The following is a 17,752-nucleotide window of genomic DNA, read 5'->3' as shown; positions in this document are numbered from 1 at the left end:
AGGTTGGATTATGACCGAAACCGAATTTCTTGCGTTGACCGAACAGGTGCTCGACAGCCTCGAGAGCCAGGCCGATGACTGGATGTCCACGCATGATGTGGACATCGAGGCCAATCGGAGCGGCAATGTCCTGACCCTGATTTTCGAAGATGACACGCATGTCGTCATCAACAGCCAGGCCGCCATGCAGGAGCTCTGGGTCGCCGCGCGCAGCGGCGGCTTTCATTATCGCTTCGATGGCCAGCAATGGAATGACACCCGCGGCGGCCCCCACCTGGCCGACGCGTTATCGCAGATCTGTTCGGCCGCGGCGGGCGTGCCGCTGAGCGTGCAGGTGTAAGTGTGCCCCTGGCCGGCCCGATGGCGGGGCGGCCAGGCGCGCGACTCAGAACGGGATGTTCTGCGACCAGGGCTTTTGCGAGCTGCTGCCAAAGCCCGGCGCGGTGCGGACATTCTGGTTGTCGCCCAGGCCGTTGAGGAAGTCGCCCAGCGCGTCCTCACCCGGTTGCGGCAGGCCCAGACGGGCCACCGCCTGTCCCGGCGGGAACTCCGCAAAATAGAAGTCGCCGTTTTCGGCCAGCAGCCCATCGGGTTTGGGACGCTGCTTGCCCTCGGGCACGCCCTTGAGGGCTTCCTGCATGTAATCCAGCCAGATCGGCATGGCCACGCCACCGCCGGTTTCACGCGAGCCCAGCGACTTGGGCTGATCAAAGCCCAGCCAGGCGGTGGCCACCAGATTGGGCGTATAGCCGGAGAACCAGGCATCCACGGATTCATTGGTGGTGCCGGTTTTGCCTGCCAGATCGTTGCGCTTGAGCGTGGCGCGCGCGCGCGCCGCGGTGCCGCTGGTGGCCACGCCGCGCAGCATGTCATCCATGACCCAGGCGGTGCGCGGGTCGATCGCGCGTGCGGCTTCGTCGCCGGCGATGACGGGCCGGGCCTGCATGAGCACCTTGCCGCTGCTGTCGGTGACCTGATTGATCAGGTAGGGCGTGACGCGATACCCGCCGTTGGCAAACACGGAATAGGCGCCGGCCAGTTGCAGCGGCGTGACCGATCCGGCCCCGAGAGCCAGCGGCAGCACCGCCGGTTGACGCGCCTTGTCAAAGCCAAAGCGCGTCAGGTAATCCTGGGCATATTGCGGGCCGATGGCTTGCAGTATGCGGATGGACACCATGTTCTTGGACTTGTACAAGCCCTGGCGCATGGTCAGCATGGGCTCGTACTGGTTGCCGTAGTTCTTGGGGTGCCAGGCCTTGGAGCCGGTCTGGGCCGCGGTCAGTTCGAAGGGCTGGTCGGAGATCTGCGTGCCCGGGGTCAGGCCTCGTTCGAGCGAGGCGGCGTAGATAAAGGGCTTGATGTTCGAGCCCGGTTGCCGCCAGGCCTGCGTGACCCGGTTGAAGTTGCCGCGATAGAAATCGAAGCCGCCGACCATGGCGCGAATGGCGCCATCCTGCGGCGAGAGCGCGACGAAGGCGGCCTGGACGGCCGGCATGTTGATGACTTCCCAACCGCCGTCGTCGCCGTACTTGTGGATGTAGACCACGGAGCCGCGCTGCAGGCGCTGCTCGGGTTTGGCCTTGTCGTTGAGGGCGCGCGCGACCACGCCCAGCGCCTTTTTGTCGGTGATGGAGATGATCTCGCGCGAACTGCGCGCCAGTTTGATTTCGTTGGGCGAGGCCGACAGCACCACGGCAGTCAGCAGGTCGCCGCTGTCGGAATACTTGTCGAACACGCCATCCAGGTAGTCGTCCAATGCCTGGGCGTCTTTTTCTACGCCGGCAGGCAGTTCGAGCTGGTCTTCCGGACCGGGGTAAGGCGCACGCCGGGTGTACTCCAGCACGCCTTCGCGTACGGCGCGATAGGCCGCTTCCTGATCCTTGGAAGAGACGGTCGTGTAGACATTGATGCCGCGCGAGTAAGCATCGTCCTGATAGACGCCATAGACCAATTGGCGCGCGAGTTCGGCGACATATTCGCCATGCACGGCGTAGCCGCCGGCCGGCGTGCCTTCGGCCGACTTCATGATGATGGGCTGCGCCAGGGCGGCCTTGTATTCGGGTTCGGTCAGGTAGCCCAGCGAGTACATGCGCCCCAGCACATAACGCTGGCGCAGTTCGGCGCGCGGGCGATTGGAGATGGGGTTGAACCGGGAGGGCGCCTTCGGGATGCCGGCCAGCATGGCGGCCTCGGCAGGCGTGACCTGCGACAGCGGTTTACCGAAATAGGTGCGCGACGCCGCCGCAAAGCCATAAGCGCGGTGACCCAGATAAATCTGGTTCATGTAGAGCTCGAGAATCTGGTCCTTGGTGAGTTCGGACTCGATCTTGAACGTGAGCAGCAATTCGTAGAATTTGCGCGAATAGGTCTTTTCGGACGACAGGTAGAAATTGCGCGCCACCTGCATGGTGATGGTGCTGGCGCCCTGCGTTTTGGACATATTGATGAGGTTGGTCAGGCCGGCGCGCACCACGCCCGTCCAGTCGATGCCGCCGTGCTGATAGAAGCGGTCGTCCTCGGCGGCCAGCACCGCGGATTTCATGACGTCCGGAATCTCATTGAAACGCAGCACGTTGCGGCGTTCTTCGCCGAATTCGCCGATCAGGACCTTGTCGGCGGTATAGACGCGCAGCGGCACCCGCGGCCGGTAGTCGGTCATGGCGTGCAGGTCCGGCAGATTGGGCCAGGCCAGCGCCAGCGCCATGCCTCCCAGGACGAGGCCGCACAGGGCCAGGCCGCCAAAAAATATGCCGGTCTTGACCAGAAATCGCAAAAACATCGAGCCGCCGGGGGCGGGCTGATCCTGCTTGGAAGAATTCGGGCGCTTGCTCATCGCGGCGATTTTACGGTGATCTCGAGATGCCTTCCGAGGACAGTCCGGAGGCGGTGTAACAAAATAAATCTTTGTGGTAAGCGGGCAACTTGCAGCAATGGGATAATGCCGCCATGAACCTTTCCGCCCACTTGTGCGCCGGCACCGACGAGGAGCCGCCCGATCCTGCGGCTGCCCCCGAGGCAGTTGCAGGCGAATGCATCGAAGCCCTGGAACAACTGCCTCACGATCTGCCGATTTTTCTGGTCGGCATGATGGGTGCGGGCAAGACCACCATCGGGCGCGGCCTGGCCCGGGCGCTGGGCCGCGAGTTTATCGATCTGGATCATGAGCTGGAAGCGCGTTGCGGCGTGCGTGTGCCCGTTATTTTCGAAATAGAGGGCGAAGCAGGCTTTCGCAGGCGGGAATCCACCGCACTGCAAGAGTGTACTCAACGCCGCGGGATAATTCTCGCCACCGGCGGCGGCGCCGTGCTGGCCGAGGATAACCGCCGTCTGTTGCGCCAACGCGGCATTGTCATGTATCTGCGCGCCAGTGTCGATGAACTCTACCGCCGGACCTGCCGTGATCGCAATCGCCCCTTGCTGGCCACCGCCGATCCCCGGGGCACCTTGCGCGATCTGATGACCAAGCGCGAACCCCTTTATACCGAAGTGGCCGACCTGGTGATAGAAACCGGCTCCACGCCGATCTCCACTCTGGTCAAGGCCATCCTGCCCAAGCTGCAAGCGTACGAGAAAAAGCTATGAATGTTGTCGAGGTCGATACTCCGGGCGGACGCTATCCCATCCGCATCGCCCCGGGTCGCCTGGATCGTCTGGATGAAAGCATCCCTGCCGACGCCACGGCCATTGCCATTGTCACCAATCCCACCGTGGCCGCGCTCTATGCCGAGCGGGCCGAAGCGGCACTGGCGCGCACCGGCCGCAAGGTGCTGCGCATCGAATTGCCCGATGGCGAGGCGCACAAGGACTGGCAGACACTGAACCTGATCTTCGACGCCATGCTGACGCATCGCCTGGACCGGCGTGCCGTCCTGGTGGCGCTGGGCGGGGGCGTGATCGGCGACATGACGGGCTTTGCCGCCGCGGTGTACATGCGCGGTGTGCGCTTCGTGCAGGTGCCCACCACCCTGCTGGCGCAGGTGGACTCCTCGGTGGGCGGCAAGACCGCCGTCAACCATCCGCTGGGCAAGAACATGATCGGCGCCTTCTACCAGCCCGTGGCGGTGGAAATCGATACCGACGTGCTGGGCACATTGCCGGCGCGCGAAGTCTCCGCCGGGCTGGCCGAAGTGATCAAGTACGGGCTCATTCTGGATGCAGATTTCTGGAACTGGTGCGAGGCCCATGTCGCGGATCTGCGGGCCCTGGAGCCCGAGGCGCTGGCTTACGCGATCCGTCGTTCGTGTGAACTCAAGGCGCAGGTGGTGGGCAAGGATGAGCGCGAGTCCGGCCTGCGCGCGATCCTCAACTTGGGGCACACCTTCGGCCACGCCATCGAGTCCGGCCTGGGTTACGGCCAGTGGCTGCACGGCGAAGCCGTGGGTTGCGGCATGGTGCAGGCTGCCGAGCTGTCGGCCGAGGTCGATGGATTCCCCCCGGCCGATGTGCAGCGGGTGCGAGCACTGGTGCAGGCCATCGGCTGCCCGGTCGCCGCGCCGGACCTGGGTTACGAGCGCTGGATGTCGCTCATGATGGTTGACAAGAAATCCGAGGCGGGTGAAATACGGTTTGTGCTGATGCCGCATATCGGTCAGGCAGGGATGCGCACCGCGCCTGCTGCGGCCGTACGCGCGGCGCTGGATAGAACGGTTCAGGCAGGTTAACGCGAGGGACGGGACGGCAGTGCATATGAGTGAATTGGCTTCTTACGCATCTGACCCGGCCCGCACGCGCGGCAGGCAACACGATGAGCCGCCTGCGCAGAACCGCAGCGAATTCCAGCGTGACCGCGATCGCATCATTCATTGCAATGCGTTCCGGCGCCTGGAGTACAAGACCCAGGTGTTCGTCAATCATGAGGGGGATCTGTTCCGCACCCGGCTCACGCATAGCCTGGAGGTGGCGCAGATTGCCCGTACCCTGGCGCGCAGCCTGCGGCTGTCGGAAGACCTCACCGAGGCCATTTCGCTGGCTCACGACCTGGGGCATACGCCATTCGGGCATGCCGGTCAGGATGAACTCAATGCCTGCATGCGCGAGCTGGCGCCCGAGGCGGGCGGCTTCGAGCACAATCTGCAAAGCCTGCGGGTGGTCGATGAGCTCGAGGAGCGCTATGCCGACTTCAATGGGCTCAATCTGTGTTTCGAAACCCGCGAAGGCATTCTGAAGCACTGTTCCGTGGCCCACGCGCGGCAATTGGGCGCGGTGGGGCAGCGTTTTCTGGCGCGCACCCAGCCTTCGCTGGAGGCGCAGCTGGCCAATCTGGCCGATGAAATCGCCTACAACAATCACGACATCGACGATGGCCTGCGCTCCGGCCTGTTGACGCTGGAGCAGATGGGCGAAGTGGACTTCTTTGCCCGTCACTATGCCGAGGTGCGGGGGCGCTATCCCGACCTGGCGCCGCGGCGCGCGACGGCCGAGACGATCCGGCGCATGATCAATACGCTGATCATGGATCTGACCGCCACGTCGCTGGCGCGTATCCGCGATGCCGCGCCGGCCAGCGCCGACGATGTGCGTGCGGCCGCGCCCCTGGCCGGGTTTTCAGAGCCCGTGCGGCGCGAGGCCGATGCCCTGAAGAAATTCCTGTTCGACAACCTGTACCGGCACTACAAAGTGGTGCGCATGACGTCTAAGGCCAGACGCATCGTGCGTGAGCTTTTCGAGGTCTTTCTTGGCGACCCGCGTCTGTTGCCGCCCGACTACCGGCGCGACGACGCGCGCGATCAGGCGCGGACTATTGCCGACTATATCGCTGGAATGACGGATCGTTACGCCATCAGCGAACATCGGCGGATTTTCGATATGGCTTAAGGGCTTTTTCCCCCAATTGGGGGATGCGGCGGCAGTTGCGGGCCATCTAGTATGGCGGTGCACATTCGCCGTGCTTTTCCCGCCCATTGTGATGCGATTCGGGGCAACCGTCGCATCAGAGTCGGCGGGTTTTTTCTTGCCCGCGCGCTTGCAATGGCTTAGTGGGCCGGCATGGGGCTTTGCAGGGCGCTGACCAGACGCATCAGGCCGGCCTGGCGTTGCGTACCGGTTTTCTGCAGCACGGCTTTGCTTTGGGTGCGGACGGTTTCGACGGACAGCCCCAGTTGCTGCGCCGCCTGAGAGAGCGTGGCCCCGGTCATGAGGACCTCGAGCAGCCGGTATTCAGCCGCGCTCAGGCCGAACAGGGACTTGAGCATGGTGCGGGCGGGGGGCGTGGGATTGAGGTGGGTGTGCACCATGACCAGCGCCATGCCCGGACCTTGCGCCTCGCCACGGCGATAGGCTTGCGGGGCCGGTAGCGCCACGATGTGGCCGCCCTCCGGCAGACGCATGCCTTCGGCGACGGCCGGACCGATGCTGCCGGTCGCCGCGGCCAGCACTCGCGACCATTGCGCCGTGTGTTCGAGTTGCTTGCCGTGGCGCGCATACCAGGCCTCGCCGGCCAGGTTGGCGGTCAGCAGGCGCCCGGAAGGGGCCACGAACAGCAAAGGCGTAGCGAAGGTGTCCAGGGCGGCTTCGCCCAGACTGGCGCGACGCTCCAGTTCGCGCAGCCGCAAGCGCAGTTGCAGGGCTTTTTGCAGGTGCGGCACGAGCCTGCCCAGGGCCGTGGCGTGCTGATCGTCGAAATGCGTATGGCCCGGGCTGCGCTGAAACGCGACGGTCCATTCGATGTCGGGCGTGCGCAGGGCCTGGGTGAGCATCAGCGAACCCATATCGTGGCGAAACAGAAAGTCGTTGTAGAAGGCCGAGCGGCGGATGCCTTGCGGGCCGAAAGCCTGATCGTCGCGCAGGCAGCCGCCGGTGGGCACGTTGCGCGCGGCTTCCATGAAGCTGTCGAACTGGTAGTAGTGGCGCTCGTATTCGTCCAGCGCAGCGGCGGAGAGCCCGGCGTTGTCGATCACCAGGATGGAGTCGGTGTCGACATTGCGTGCGAGCACGGTGCAGCGGTCGGTGCCCACGGCGCGTGCGGCCAGGATCAAAGCCTGGCGCCATTGCTCCGTATCGGCAATCCCAGCGTAGAGGGCGCTGGCGATGCGTAATTCGTGGTCCGCGTCCATGATGCTGCTTGGGTATTGAGCCTTGAGGCTGCGCTGGCAGCCTCCTTATTCGTGCACCATACCCGATTTCCGTGCCAGAAGTAACCGGGTTTGCGCTTAAGGTCCAAGCCCTCAGCGTTGGCTGCGGTAAGGCTCGTCTTCCGGCACGAAAGTGGCCTCGGCCAGCGCGTCGCGGGTCCATTCGCGCATGGCGGGCAAGGCCTGCACGGCGTCCATGTAGTCGCGCACGGGGCCGGCGGCCGACACGCCATAGGTCGTGAATCGGGACACGACCGGCGCGTAGAAGGCATCGGCGATGCTGAAGCGGCCGAACAGAAAGGGCCCGCCCTGGCCGAACTCGGCCAGGGTGTCTTGCCAGATCGCCTGCACACGCGAGATGTCCTGTTGCGCCGGGCCGATATCGATGCCGGGCAGGCTGGCCTCGATATTCATGGGCAGCAGGCGGCGCAGATCGGCAAAACCGCTGTGCATTTGCGCGGCCAGGGCGCGGGCCCGGGCGCGCGCACGCACCGGGGCCGGCCACAGATGCAGCTCGGGATGGCGTTCGGCGGCGTATTCGCAGATGGCCAGCGAGTCCCAGATGGCGAAGTCGCCATCGAGCAGCACGGGCACCAGGCCGGCCGGCGTCACGCCGCCCAGCCGTTGCTCAAAGGCGTCGGTAAACAGCCCCAGCTTCTGCTCCCGAAACGGGACGCCGGCCGCGCGCAGGGCCAGCCACGCGCGCAGCGACCAGGAGGAGTAGTTTTTATTGCCTATCAGCAACGTGTACATGTGGTGTGGGTCCCGGCTTGCCCGCAGGCGCTGTATGCCAGTCTAGCGGGTTTTGTTGCGCTGCAAAACCCGGGCAAGATAATGGCCGGTATGGCTTTGCGTCTCTGCGGCAACGGTTTCGGGCGTGCCCTGCGCGATCAGCCTGCCGCCGCCATCGCCGCCTTCCGGGCCCATGTCGATGAGCCAGTCGGCGGTTTTGATGACGTCCAGATTGTGCTCGATGATGAGCACGGTATTGCCGCTGTCGACGAGTTGGTTCAGGACTTCGAGCAGCAGCTCGATGTCGCGGAAATGCAGGCCGGTCGTGGGTTCATCCAGGATGTAGAGCGTGCGGCCGGTGCTGCGCCGGGACAGCTCCAGCGACAGTTTCACCCGTTGTGCTTCACCGCCCGACAAGGTGGTGGCCGACTGACCTAGCCGGATATACGACAGGCCGACATCGATCAGCGTCTGCAGCTTGCGTGCGATCGCGGGCACCGAATCGAAATACTCCAGCGCCTGTTCGACCGTGAGGTCGAGCACTTCACTGATATTGCGGCCGCGATAGCGGATCTCCAGCGTTTCGCGGTTGTAGCGCTTGCCATGGCACACGTCGCAAGGCACATACATATCCGGCAGGAAGTGCATCTCGACTTTGACCACGCCATCGCCCTGGCAGGCCTCGCAGCGGCCGCCCTTGACGTTGAAGCTGAAACGGCCCGGATCGTAGCCGCGCGTGCGCGCCTCGGGCACGCCGGCGAAAAGTTCGCGGATGGGCGTGAACAGGCCGGTATAGGTCGCCGGATTGCTGCGCGGCGTGCGCCCGATGGGGCTTTGATCCACGCTGATGATTTTGTCGAAATGCTCCAGGCCGGTGAGCGTCGCGTAAGGCGCTGCGTCACCCTGGGCGTGGTTCAGCGCGCGGGCCACCGCCACGGCCAGCGTATCGTTGACCAGGGTCGATTTGCCCGAGCCGGAAACGCCCGTGACGCAGACCAGGCGGCCGGCGGGGATGCGCAGGTCGACCGACTTGAGGTTGTTGCCGGTCGCGCCGGTCAGCTCCAGCCAGGGCAGATCGTCGGTGACGGGGCGGCGTTGCGGAATGGCGATGGCGCGTGCGCCGCTGAGATACTGACCCGTCAGGGATGCGGGATCGGCCTGGACGGTGTCGGGGCGGCCTTGCGCCACGACCTGGCCGCCGTGTTCGCCAGCGCCCGGCCCCATGTCCACCACCCAGTCGGCCAGGCGGATCATGTCTTCGTCGTGTTCGACCACGATGACGCTGTTGCCCAGATCGCGCAGATGCTGCAGGGTGGCGATGAGCCGGTCGTTGTCGCGTTGATGCAGGCCGATGGAAGGTTCGTCCAGCACATACATGACGCCGGTCAGGCCGGAGCCGATCTGGCTGGCCAGACGGATGCGCTGCGCCTCGCCGCCCGAAATCGTGTCGGCGCTGCGGTCCAGCGAGAGATAGGTCAGGCCGACGTTGTTCAGAAAGCTCAACCGGGCTTCGATCTCGCGCACGATGCGTTGCGCGATCTCTTGCTTGGCGCCGGTCAGTTGCAGTGCCTGGAACCAGGCCAGGCAGGCCGACAGCGGCATGGCTTCGACTTCGTAAATGGCTTGCCCGCGCTCCTGCCCCTGACCGGGTTCGTCGCCGATCAGCACGTGGCGCGCTTCGGGCCGCAGGCGTGAGCCGCCGCAATCCGGGCAGGTCTTGATATTGCGGTACTTGCCCAGTTCTTCGCGCACGGTGGCCGAGTCGGTTTCCCGCCAGCGGCGCTCCAGGTTGGGGATCACGCCTTCGAAGGGGTGGCGCTTGACGCTGCTGCGGCCTTTCTCGTTGAGATAGAAGAAAGCGATTTCCTCCTCGCCCGAGCCATACAGCACCTTTTCGCGTGTGGCTTCGCTGAGTTCTTCGAAAGGCGTTTCGATATCGAATTCGTAATGCGTGGCCAGGCTGGTCAGCAAGGAGTGCGTGAAGGCATTGCGCTTGTCCCAGCCGCGGATGGCGCCGGCCGCCAGGCTGAGCTCCGGGAAGGCCACGACGCGCTTGGGATCGAAGTAACCCACTTGCCCGATGCCGTCGCAGCTGGGGCAGGCCCCCATGGGGTTGTTGAAGCTGAACAGCCGCGGCTCGAGCTCGGGCAGGCTATGGCTACAGACCGGGCAGGCGTAGCGGCTGGAGAAGACATGTTCGCGCGTGCTGTCCATATCCAGCGCGATGGCACGGCCATCGGCCAGTTGCAAGGCGGTCTCGAAGCTCTCGGCCAGACGCTGCTTGCTTTCGGGGCGGGCGCGCAGCCGGTCGATCACGACGTCGATGTCGTGCTTTTCGGTCTTTTTCAGCGGCGCCATCTGATCGATCTCGACCAGTTTGCCATCGATGCGCAGGCGCACGAAGCCCTGCGCTTGCAGGCTGGCGCACTCGTCCTCGAAACTGCCTTTGCGCGCGCGGGCGATGGGCGCAAGAATGGCCAGCCGGGTGTCGGCCGGCCATCCCAGCACGGTATCGACCATCTGGCTGACGCTTTGCGCTTGCAGGGGCAGGCCGTGATCCGGGCAGTAGGGCGTGCCCACGCGCGCGTAGAGCAGGCGCAGATAATCGTGGATTTCGGTGATGGTGCCGACCGTGGAGCGCGGATTGTGGCCCGCGGCCTTCTGCTCGATGGAGATGGCCGGGGACAGACCTTCGATGAGGTCGACATCCGGTTTGTCCATCAGCTGCAGGAACTGGCGCGCGTAGGCCGACAGGCTTTCGACATAACGCCGCTGCCCTTCGGCATACAGCGTATCGAAGGCCAGCGATGACTTGCCCGAGCCGGACAAGCCGGTAATCACCACCAGGCGGTGGCGCGGCAGATCCAGTGACACATTCTTGAGATTGTGCGTCCGGGCACCGCGAATGCGTATCTCGTCCATTCCGCGTCCTTCCTTGCCTGCCCGCAAGCGGGCCGGGTTTAAGCAGTTTCAAAGGCCAACTTGGTACTATAGCGCGCCGAGCCGTTCGCAGTGATGGCGCCCTCCGAGCGCTGTCAGGCGGCTGGCGACCTTTTCATCGGCGCGGCAGGCGCATACATAGACAAGAGACACATGGCGCAACACCAGAAGCTGAGACTGACCTCGTCCGAGCGCCGCGCCAGCGTGGCGCTGGCCGGGCTCTTCGCCTGTCGTATGTTGGGTCTGTTCCTGCTTTTGCCCGTATTCGCCGTGGCCGCGCGCGGGCTGCCGGGCGGCGAGGATCCGGCCCGGGTCGGTCTGGCACTGGGCATGTATGGCCTGACCCAGGCCATTATGCAGATCCCTTTTGGCCTGGCTTCGGACCGCTGGGGGCGCAGGCCCGTGGTCATCCTGGGCCTGTTGCTTTTCATAGCCGGCAGCGTGGTCTGTGCCCGCGCCGACGACGTGTTCTGGATCACCATGGGCCGCGCCATTCAGGGCGCGGGCGCCATTTCCGCCGCGGTGACGGCCTGGCTGGCCGACGCCACGCGCGACGAGGTACGCACGCGGGCCATGGCCATGGTCGGCGCTTCCATCGGCTTGTCTTTCGCCTTGTCGCTGGTGCTGGCGCCCGTGCTGGTGGGCTGGTGGGGCCTGCATGGCCTGTTCTGGACCATCGCCTGTCTCGGGCTGGCCAGCCTGGCCGTGGCGCGTTGGGTGGTGCCGGTGGTGCCGCTGACGCAGGCGCGCAGCATGCGCCGCGTACGGGCCCGCGACGTCTTTCTGCACGGCGAGCTATTGCGGCTGAATTTCGGGGTCTTTGTCCTGCATCTCATCCAGGTGGCGCTGTTTGTCGTGGTGCCCGCGCTGCTGGCGCGCACCGGCGGGCTGGACCTGCGGGCGCTCTGGCATGTGTATCTGCCGGTCATCCTGCTGTCTTTCGTCTGTATGGTGCCGGTGATTTTTCTGGCCGAAAAACATCGCGCCCACCGCGCCGCTCTGCGGGCGTCGGTGGCCGGGCTGGCCGTGGTCTGTGCCTTGCTGCCCCTGGCCGCGCACGCCTTCCTGCCTTTGGCGATTGCCCTGACCGGATTCTTCGTGGCCTTCAACGTCCTGGAGGCCTTGCAGCCGTCTCTGGTGTCGCGCGTGGCGCCGCCGGAGTACAAGGGACTGGCCCTGGGTTTCTACAACACGGCGCAGGCCGCCGGCCTTTTTACCGGCGGCGCGCTGGGCGGTTGGCTGGCCGCACGCAGCGGCCCGGACGGGGTCTTCCTGGCCGCGGCCGGTCTGTCCCTGCTTTGGCTGCTCGCCGCCTGGGCCATGAAACCCCTGCGCTAGCCGGCGCCGGCCCGGCCTGGCGCCGGGTGCGCCACCCTTGGTCACAGTCCGGCATGGCGCAGGCTGGCGATATCGTCGATAATGGCGCTTATTCCAGGCCTTAAGCGGACTTCGCGGTCCGTCGTCCACGCCGGTCTTCGCATGAGACCGGCGTGTTCTTTAAGGCCTTCATTTTGAACAGGTTTTACGTTGGGTGCTGCCGGCGTCGTCTCTTTGGGGGCGGCCAGGCAGACCGCAACAGAGGGGCATCGCCATGGCATCGGTCAACAAAGTCATTCTCGTCGGCAACCTAGGGCGCGACCCCGAGGTCCGCTATAGCCCGGACGGCGCGGCAATCTGCAATCTTTCCCTGGCCACCACGTCGCAATGGAAAGACAAGGCCAGCGGCGAGCGCCGCGAAGAAACCGAATGGCATCGCGTCGTCATGTACAACCGCCTGGCCGAAATCGCCGGCGAGTACCTGAAAAAAGGCCGTTCGGTCTATATCGAAGGCCGCCTGAAGACCCGCAAGTGGCAAGACAAGGACACCGGTGCTGACCGCTACAGCACCGAAATCGTCGCCGACCAGATGCAGATGCTGGGCGGGCGTGATGGCGCCGAAGGCGGTGGTTTCGGTGGCGGCGGCGGTTACGACGAAGCGCCGCGCCAGCAGCGCGCGCCGGCGCAACGCCCGGCGCCGGCCCAGCGTCAGGCTCCGGCCGCCGCGCCCATGGGCGGTGGCGCGGCCAATCTGGCCGATATGGACGACGACATTCCGTTCTGATTGCGCACTTGCCGTCGTGCCTGGCGCCCTGGTGCAGGGTGCCAGCAAGACAAAACCCCCGAACGCTGGATGGATATCCGCGCGCGGGGGTTTTTTCTTGGGGCGCAGCAGCGGCGCTGAGGGCCGCTGCCGGCTTTAAGCGTGCAGGCCGGACGGTTGGAGGTCGCCGTCGATGAAGATGCGGTGCCACAGCTCCGTGCACAGCAAGCCCCAGACCACGCGGCCGAACTCTTTCTCGTTGGCCAGCGCGCCTTCGACTTGCGCCATGTCGTAGAGGCCGCGCTCACGGGCCTGGCGCGACAGCAGGGTGTCGTGCACGAAGTCCTTGGCCACGCCCTTGCTCCATTGCGCCAGCGGGGTGGGAAAGCCCATTTTGTCTTTGCGCTCGAAGATGGGCTGCGGCACGGTGTTGCGCACAGCTTCCTTGAACAGATGCTTCATCCGGCCGCCCGCGAACTTGATGTTGGGCGGAATGCGCGCCATGAACTCGACCAGACGATGGTCCAGCAAGGGCACGCGCGACTCCAGCGAGGCCGACATACTGGTGCGGTCCTCGACGTGCAGCAGCGCGGGCAGCGAGCTCTTCAAGTCGAAGTAGGTCATCTGGTTGATGAGAGAGTGCAGCCCCTTGCGGTTGAATATCTCCTGCATGGACTCAAACGGCGAGTAGGCATTGGCCTGCGTGTCGCGCGAGAAGAGCTGCGCCATGCCCTCGCTGCGGTCCAGCAGTTTGAAGTAGCGCTTGTCGGGCGAGTCGAACAGGCCGTCGCGCCACAGGCCTTGCAGCATGGGGCGGTAGGTCTGCAGCAGCGGCAGATTGGGGACGATGGACTCGAGCGACACGGCATACTTCTGCGCGTGCGCGGTTTCGTAGATGGCCCCCGAGAGGCATTGTTCGAGATAGGCCACCAGGTAGCGCGCGTAGCCGATGAACAATTCATCGCCGCCCTGGCCGCCGAGCACGACTTTGACGTGCTGGGCAGCGAGGTGGGAGACGTAGTACTGCGGGATGACCCCTGGGCCTGCCAGCGGCTCATCCATGTAATACATGATGCGCGGCAATACGTCAGGGAGTTCCTTGCCCTGAATATAGGTCTCGTAGTACTCGGTATTGGCGGCCTGGGCGACGAGTTTGGCGTAGCCTGTCTCGTCGTATTGCGGGCCTTCGGGGAATGCGCCGGTGAAGGTTTTGAGCCGTTCGCCGCGCAGCATATCGGCGGCCAGACAGACGATGGTGCTGGAATCCAGGCCGCCAGACAGGTGCGCGCCCAGCGGGACGTCGGAGCGCAGATGCATGCGGGTGGCATCTTCGATAAGGCCGGCCAGGTGGTCGACGAACCAGCGCTCATCGTGCTGATGATCGATGTCGTAATCGACATCCCAGTACTCGCGCTGATCGAGCTTGAGCCGCTGCTTGTCCAGGGAGATGTTGAGCTTCCAGCCGGGCTTGAGCTTCTTGATCTGCCGGAAGAGGGTCTTGTCATCGAGGCAGAACTGGAAGGTCAGGTAGTCTTGCAGGCCATTGGCATCGGATTCGGCCTTGACGGCGCCAGTGGCGAGAATGGCTTTGATTTCCGAGGCGAAGACGAAGCTGGAACCATCGAAATAATAGTAGAAGGGCTTGATGCCGATGCGGTCGCGCGCGCAGAAGATGCGCTGCGCCCGGCGATCCCAGATGGCAAAGGCGAACATGCCCAGCAGGCGGTCCAGGCAGTCTTCGCCCCATTCGCGATAGGCGTACAACAGCACTTCGGTGTCGGAGTACGAGCGGATGGGGTGGCCCTTGGCCAACAGTTCGCGCCGCAGCTCGAGGTAGTTGTAGATCTCGCCATTGAAGATGATGGAGAGATTGCCGTCAGCTGTGGTCATCGGCTGGCGGCCGTGCTCCGGATCGATGATGGCCAGCCGGGCATGACCCAGACTGACGAAGCTGTCGCTTCTTTCTTCCTGCTCCACACCGTTGCCGTCCGGGCCGCGATGGCGAATGCTGTCCAGCAGCTTTTCCATCGGCGGCCAGTCGGCGCGTCGTTTGCTGGTCGAGAAAATTCCAATGATTCCGCACATGACGATGGCTTTGGCTAAAACGGTGTTTCAGGGAGAGCAGGGCGCAGGCTGATCAGGCGCTCGGGGGCTGCTCGACGCGATTGCCTTCGGCGTCGACCCAACCGATGACCTTGGCCGGATTGCCGGCCACCAGGGCATAGTCGGGCACGTCGCGGGTGACGACGGCGCCGGCGCCCACCAGGGCGAACTGGCCCACCGTCACATTGGGCAGGATGATGCTGCCGGCGCCCAGGGCTGCGCCACGCCGGATGCGGATCGGGCCGACTTCCCAGTCGGAATTGCCCTTGAGCTGGCCGTCGGGCGTGATGGCGCGCGGCTTCTTGTCATTGGTGAGAATGACATGGGGGCCGACGAAGACGCCGTCTTCCAGTTCCGCGCCGTGGTAGAGCGAGCAATTGTTCTGGATCTTGCAGCGCGAGCCGATGCGCACGTCGAAGTCGATGTACACGTTCTTGCCGACGATGCATTCGCTGCCCAAGGTCACGCCTTCGCGCACTTGCGCGTAGTTCCAGATCTTGGTGCCCTCGCCGATATTGGCTTTGGGAGAGACTTCAGCCGTGGCATGGACGAAAAAATTCGGGGTGGCGGTCATCTCGTGATCCTAGCTTTGAAGGGCGATGCGAAGGGCCTGGATGGCAAAGGAGTTGTCGATCTCGTCACCGTTGCGGATGGCGCGGGTGAAGTAGGAGATCTGCTCTTTCAGCGGTTCGCGCTTGGCGACCTGGATCTCGACCAGGTCCGGCTCCATGTACTTCAGCACATAGTCGGAATAGCCGCTGATGTGGCCCGGTTCGTCGCGGTACTTTTCGTAGTTGCTCTTGTAGAACTGAATGCGCTGGTTGATGTAGTCCATCTCAAGATAACCGTCGGTGCCGGTGATGTTGAGTTTGCGTATCTTGACCGGCGTGATCCAGTTGGCTTGCACATACGCCGAGGCGGACGGGTAGCGCAGGAAGAACTCCACCGAGTCTTCGCGCAGCTCGATGTGGTTGCGGCGTTTGTCGGAGGTGATGTCGGTCGGGAACTCGTCGAGCAGATAGTTCACGATGTCCAGATCGTGGATGGCGAGGTCCACCGCAATATTCGCATCGCGGATCTGCGGCGGAAAAATGCCCACGCGGCGCGCCATGATGGAGACCACGCGGCCGATCTCGTTGTTGCGCAGCAGTTCCTTGACCTTGACCACCGCCGGGTTGAAGCGCTCGATATGGCCGATCATCAGTTGCACGCCTTGCTCGCGCGCGTAAGCCTGCAACTGCAGGCCCTCTTCGACGGTGGGCGCAATGGGCTTTTCGAGCAGCACATGCTTGCCGCGACGCAGACATTCCATCGCGACGGGCGTGTGCAGCGTGGTGGGCACGCAAATCGACACGGCATCGATGTCGCACTCGTCGAGCATCTTGATGTAGTCGTTGTAGGCCTGGCATTGATACAGCTTGGCGATATTGGCCGCCGTCTGCTCGGAGGCGTCGGCGACCGCGACCAACTCGGTCGTGCCCAGTTCATGCGCGGCGCGGGCATGGTTCTTGCCCATGTTGCCGACGCCGATGATTGCGTATTTCATGATGTATTCCTGATCGCGGCGTGTCTGTGGTTGGCGGGTGTGCAGCTCAGCCTTGCAGCGTGCGGCTGACGGTCTGGACGACCTCGGCGATCTCCTCATCCTTCATGTAGGGAAAGAGAGGCAGATTCAGCACGTGCGCGCACAGCCAGGCGGCGGTCTCGCCCTTGGCCTGACCCTTCAGGTAGCGCGCTGCGCCAGGCTGGCGCGACAGGGGCGAGGGATAGATATTGCCAAAACCGATGCCGGCGCTCTTGAGGGCGGCTTCGAGGCGCTTTTTGACGTCCAGGTCGTCGACGAAGCAAACGTTGCAGTAGCCGTTTTCTTCGTAGCCGGCCGGCGCGTCGACGATGCTCAGGCCCGGGAACTTGCCGCCCAGCGCGCGGCGGTAGGCGTCGGCGGCGGCGCGGCGCGATGCCAGCCGTGCGTCGATATGATCCAGGCTGAGGTTGAGAAACGCCGCTTGCAGGGCGTCAAGACGCGAGTTCCAGCCCACGTCGCCATGGCCGTAATGCGCGGTACGGCCATGGTTGGAGAGGCGGCGCACCGTCTCGGCCAGGGTTTTGTCGGCGCAGAACACGGCGCCGCCATCGCCTGCCGCACCGAGCACCTTGGCAGGATAGAACGAGGTCGTGGCGATCTGCGCGCCCTTGAAAATGGATTCGTTCTGGAAGTTCACCCCGTAGGCCTGGGCGGCATCTTCGATGAGCGCCACGCCGGCGTTGCGGCACAGGGCGCGCAGTTCATCCAGGCGGGCGCTGCCCCAGCCGTAAAGGTGCACGGCAATCACGGCCTTGGGCTTGATCTTGGGCAGCAGTTCGGCCACCAGATCGACATCCAGGCTCTGGTCGGCGCGGTTGCAGTCCACCGTGTAAGGGCTGGCGTTGACGTTGACCACGGCTTCATAGGTGGCCCAGAACGTCAGGTCCGGAACCAGGACGACATCGCCTTCGCCCACGCCGACGGCGCGCAAGGCCAGTTGCAGGGCATCCGTGCCATTGGCGCAACTCACGACTTCGTTGACCCCCGTGGCCTCGCGCAGCCGCTCTTCGAGGCGGCTGACGCTCGGGCCGCCGATGAACTCGGCGCGGGCGGACATTTCTGCGACCTGGCGCTGCCAAGCCTCCTGAAAACCAGGCTCAAAACGACGCAAGTCTATGAAGCTGACTGCCATTTGGGAACTCCGTACAAGAAAGCAGATAAGTGGGAACAGATACCTTGTCCGCGCCGGACGGCCTGTTCAGGCTGCCGGCTGGCCGCAAGGCGGTAAGCATGAAACGAGGC

At 64.3% G+C, this 17,752-nt stretch carries 14 protein-coding genes; 6 read left to right on the top strand and 8 right to left on the bottom strand.

The genetic code is table 11. The features are described from left to right. Positions 1 to 10 precede the first annotated feature (10 nt). Entirely contained in the window at positions 11 to 340 is a 330-nt protein-coding gene (gene cyaY, locus CAL22_RS20780; RefSeq protein WP_094816495.1) for an iron donor protein CyaY, read from the top strand. Positions 341 to 385: 45 nt separating this feature from the next. Here cyaY and CAL22_RS20775 read toward each other — a convergent pair whose 3' ends face one another. Continuing rightward, positions 386 to 2,833, bottom strand: coding sequence for a penicillin-binding protein 1A (locus tag CAL22_RS20775; RefSeq protein ID WP_094816493.1), 2,448 nt, complete (start codon positions 2,831 to 2,833; stop codon positions 386 to 388). Positions 2,834 to 2,946: 113 nt separating this feature from the next. Here CAL22_RS20775 and CAL22_RS20770 point away from each other — a divergent pair, with 113 nt between their 5' ends. From CAL22_RS20770 to CAL22_RS20760, 3 genes are read left to right on the top strand one after another with little or no spacing between them, the layout of a single operon-like run. After that, positions 2,947 to 3,582, top strand: a complete 636-nt coding sequence (locus CAL22_RS20770; RefSeq protein WP_094816491.1) for a shikimate kinase — start codon at positions 2,947 to 2,949, stop codon at positions 3,580 to 3,582. Beyond that, positions 3,579 to 4,661, top strand: a complete 1,083-nt coding sequence (gene aroB / locus CAL22_RS20765) for a 3-dehydroquinate synthase (protein WP_094816489.1) — start codon at positions 3,579 to 3,581, stop codon at positions 4,659 to 4,661. Before CAL22_RS20770 ends, aroB begins: the two co-directional genes overlap by 4 nt. Before the next feature lie 25 nt (positions 4,662 to 4,686). Beyond that, on the top strand, positions 4,687 to 5,814 hold the full coding sequence (locus tag CAL22_RS20760) for a deoxyguanosinetriphosphate triphosphohydrolase (RefSeq protein WP_094816487.1): 1,128 nt from the start codon (positions 4,687 to 4,689) through the stop codon (positions 5,812 to 5,814). Between the two features lie 158 nt (positions 5,815 to 5,972). Here the strand turns inward: CAL22_RS20760 and CAL22_RS20755 are convergent, their stop codons facing one another. The 3 genes from CAL22_RS20755 to uvrA all read right to left on the bottom strand — a co-directional run bounded on the left by CAL22_RS20755 (position 5,973) and on the right by uvrA (position 10,724). Next, positions 5,973 to 7,052, bottom strand: a complete 1,080-nt coding sequence (locus CAL22_RS20755; protein WP_094816485.1) for a helix-turn-helix transcriptional regulator — start codon at positions 7,050 to 7,052, stop codon at positions 5,973 to 5,975. A 111-nt stretch (positions 7,053 to 7,163) separates the two neighbouring features. Then, positions 7,164 to 7,823 (bottom strand): glutathione S-transferase family protein, encoded by a 660-nt coding sequence (locus CAL22_RS20750; RefSeq protein ID WP_094816483.1) that lies wholly within the window; start codon positions 7,821 to 7,823, stop codon positions 7,164 to 7,166. A gap of 42 nt (positions 7,824 to 7,865) precedes the next feature. Next, positions 7,866 to 10,724: an excinuclease ABC subunit UvrA gene (uvrA, locus tag CAL22_RS20745; protein ID WP_094816481.1), complete on the bottom strand. Its 2,859-nt coding sequence runs from the start codon at positions 10,722 to 10,724 to the stop codon at positions 7,866 to 7,868. Between the two features lie 171 nt (positions 10,725 to 10,895). Here uvrA and CAL22_RS20740 point away from each other — a divergent pair, with 171 nt between their 5' ends. Both CAL22_RS20740 and ssb read left to right on the top strand, forming a co-directional pair. Beyond that, positions 10,896 to 12,080 (top strand): MFS transporter, encoded by a 1,185-nt coding sequence (locus tag CAL22_RS20740; protein WP_094816479.1) that lies wholly within the window; start codon positions 10,896 to 10,898, stop codon positions 12,078 to 12,080. A gap of 253 nt (positions 12,081 to 12,333) precedes the next feature. Then, positions 12,334 to 12,843: a single-stranded DNA-binding protein gene (ssb, locus tag CAL22_RS20735; protein WP_094816477.1), complete on the top strand. Its 510-nt coding sequence runs from the start codon at positions 12,334 to 12,336 to the stop codon at positions 12,841 to 12,843. 135 nt (positions 12,844 to 12,978) lie between these two features. Here ssb and asnB read toward each other — a convergent pair whose 3' ends face one another. Genes asnB through CAL22_RS20715 form a run of 4 tightly spaced genes read right to left on the bottom strand, consistent with a single transcriptional unit; the run spans position 12,979 to position 17,642 of the window. Continuing rightward, a complete protein-coding gene (gene asnB, locus CAL22_RS20730; protein WP_094816475.1) occupies positions 12,979 to 14,907 on the bottom strand; it encodes an asparagine synthase (glutamine-hydrolyzing) in 1,929 nt (642 codons plus the stop codon). Between the two features lie 52 nt (positions 14,908 to 14,959). Continuing rightward, positions 14,960 to 15,499 (bottom strand): acyltransferase, encoded by a 540-nt coding sequence (locus CAL22_RS20725; RefSeq protein WP_094816474.1) that lies wholly within the window; start codon positions 15,497 to 15,499, stop codon positions 14,960 to 14,962. 9 nt (positions 15,500 to 15,508) lie between these two features. Next, the gene (locus CAL22_RS20720) at positions 15,509 to 16,471 is read right to left on the bottom strand and encodes a Gfo/Idh/MocA family protein (RefSeq protein ID WP_167383702.1); all 963 of its coding nucleotides are present in this window, start codon (positions 16,469 to 16,471) and stop codon (positions 15,509 to 15,511) included. 46 nt (positions 16,472 to 16,517) lie between these two features. Next, positions 16,518 to 17,642 carry a DegT/DnrJ/EryC1/StrS family aminotransferase gene (locus tag CAL22_RS20715; protein ID WP_094816470.1) on the bottom strand — a complete coding sequence of 375 codons (1,125 nt, stop codon included), beginning with the start codon at positions 17,640 to 17,642 and terminating at the stop codon, positions 16,518 to 16,520. Positions 17,643 to 17,752: the final 110 nt, after the last annotated feature.

The sequence above is a fragment of the Bordetella genomosp. 12 genome (genome assembly GCF_002261355.1).
Classification (GTDB): Bacteria; Pseudomonadota; Gammaproteobacteria; order Burkholderiales; family Burkholderiaceae_B; genus Bordetella.
Note: the sequence above shows the minus strand (reverse complement) of the source record. Positions and strands in the feature narration are given on the sequence as shown.

Bases quoted from the DNA above. Each gene is read 5' to 3' on its own strand.
- cyaY (WP_094816495.1), top strand. From the start codon at position 11: ATGACCGAAACCGAATTTCTTGCGTTGACCGAACAGGTGCTCGACAGC.
- CAL22_RS20775 (WP_094816493.1), bottom strand. From the start codon at position 2,833: ATGAGCAAGCGCCCGAATTCTTCCAAGCAGGATCAGCCCGCCCCCGGC.
- CAL22_RS20770 (WP_094816491.1), top strand. From the start codon at position 2,947: ATGAACCTTTCCGCCCACTTGTGCGCCGGCACCGACGAGGAGCCGCCC.
- aroB (WP_094816489.1), top strand. From the start codon at position 3,579: ATGAATGTTGTCGAGGTCGATACTCCGGGCGGACGCTATCCCATCCGC.
- CAL22_RS20760 (WP_094816487.1), top strand. From the start codon at position 4,687: ATGAGTGAATTGGCTTCTTACGCATCTGACCCGGCCCGCACGCGCGGC.
- CAL22_RS20755 (WP_094816485.1), bottom strand. From the start codon at position 7,052: ATGGACGCGGACCACGAATTACGCATCGCCAGCGCCCTCTACGCTGGG.
- CAL22_RS20750 (WP_094816483.1), bottom strand. From the start codon at position 7,823: ATGTACACGTTGCTGATAGGCAATAAAAACTACTCCTCCTGGTCGCTG.
- uvrA (WP_094816481.1), bottom strand. From the start codon at position 10,724: ATGGACGAGATACGCATTCGCGGTGCCCGGACGCACAATCTCAAGAAT.
- CAL22_RS20740 (WP_094816479.1), top strand. From the start codon at position 10,896: ATGGCGCAACACCAGAAGCTGAGACTGACCTCGTCCGAGCGCCGCGCC.
- ssb (WP_094816477.1), top strand. From the start codon at position 12,334: ATGGCATCGGTCAACAAAGTCATTCTCGTCGGCAACCTAGGGCGCGAC.
- asnB (WP_094816475.1), bottom strand. From the start codon at position 14,907: ATGTGCGGAATCATTGGAATTTTCTCGACCAGCAAACGACGCGCCGAC.
- CAL22_RS20725 (WP_094816474.1), bottom strand. From the start codon at position 15,499: ATGACCGCCACCCCGAATTTTTTCGTCCATGCCACGGCTGAAGTCTCT.
- CAL22_RS20720 (WP_167383702.1), bottom strand. From the start codon at position 16,471: ATGAAATACGCAATCATCGGCGTCGGCAACATGGGCAAGAACCATGCC.
- CAL22_RS20715 (WP_094816470.1), bottom strand. From the start codon at position 17,642: ATGGCAGTCAGCTTCATAGACTTGCGTCGTTTTGAGCCTGGTTTTCAG.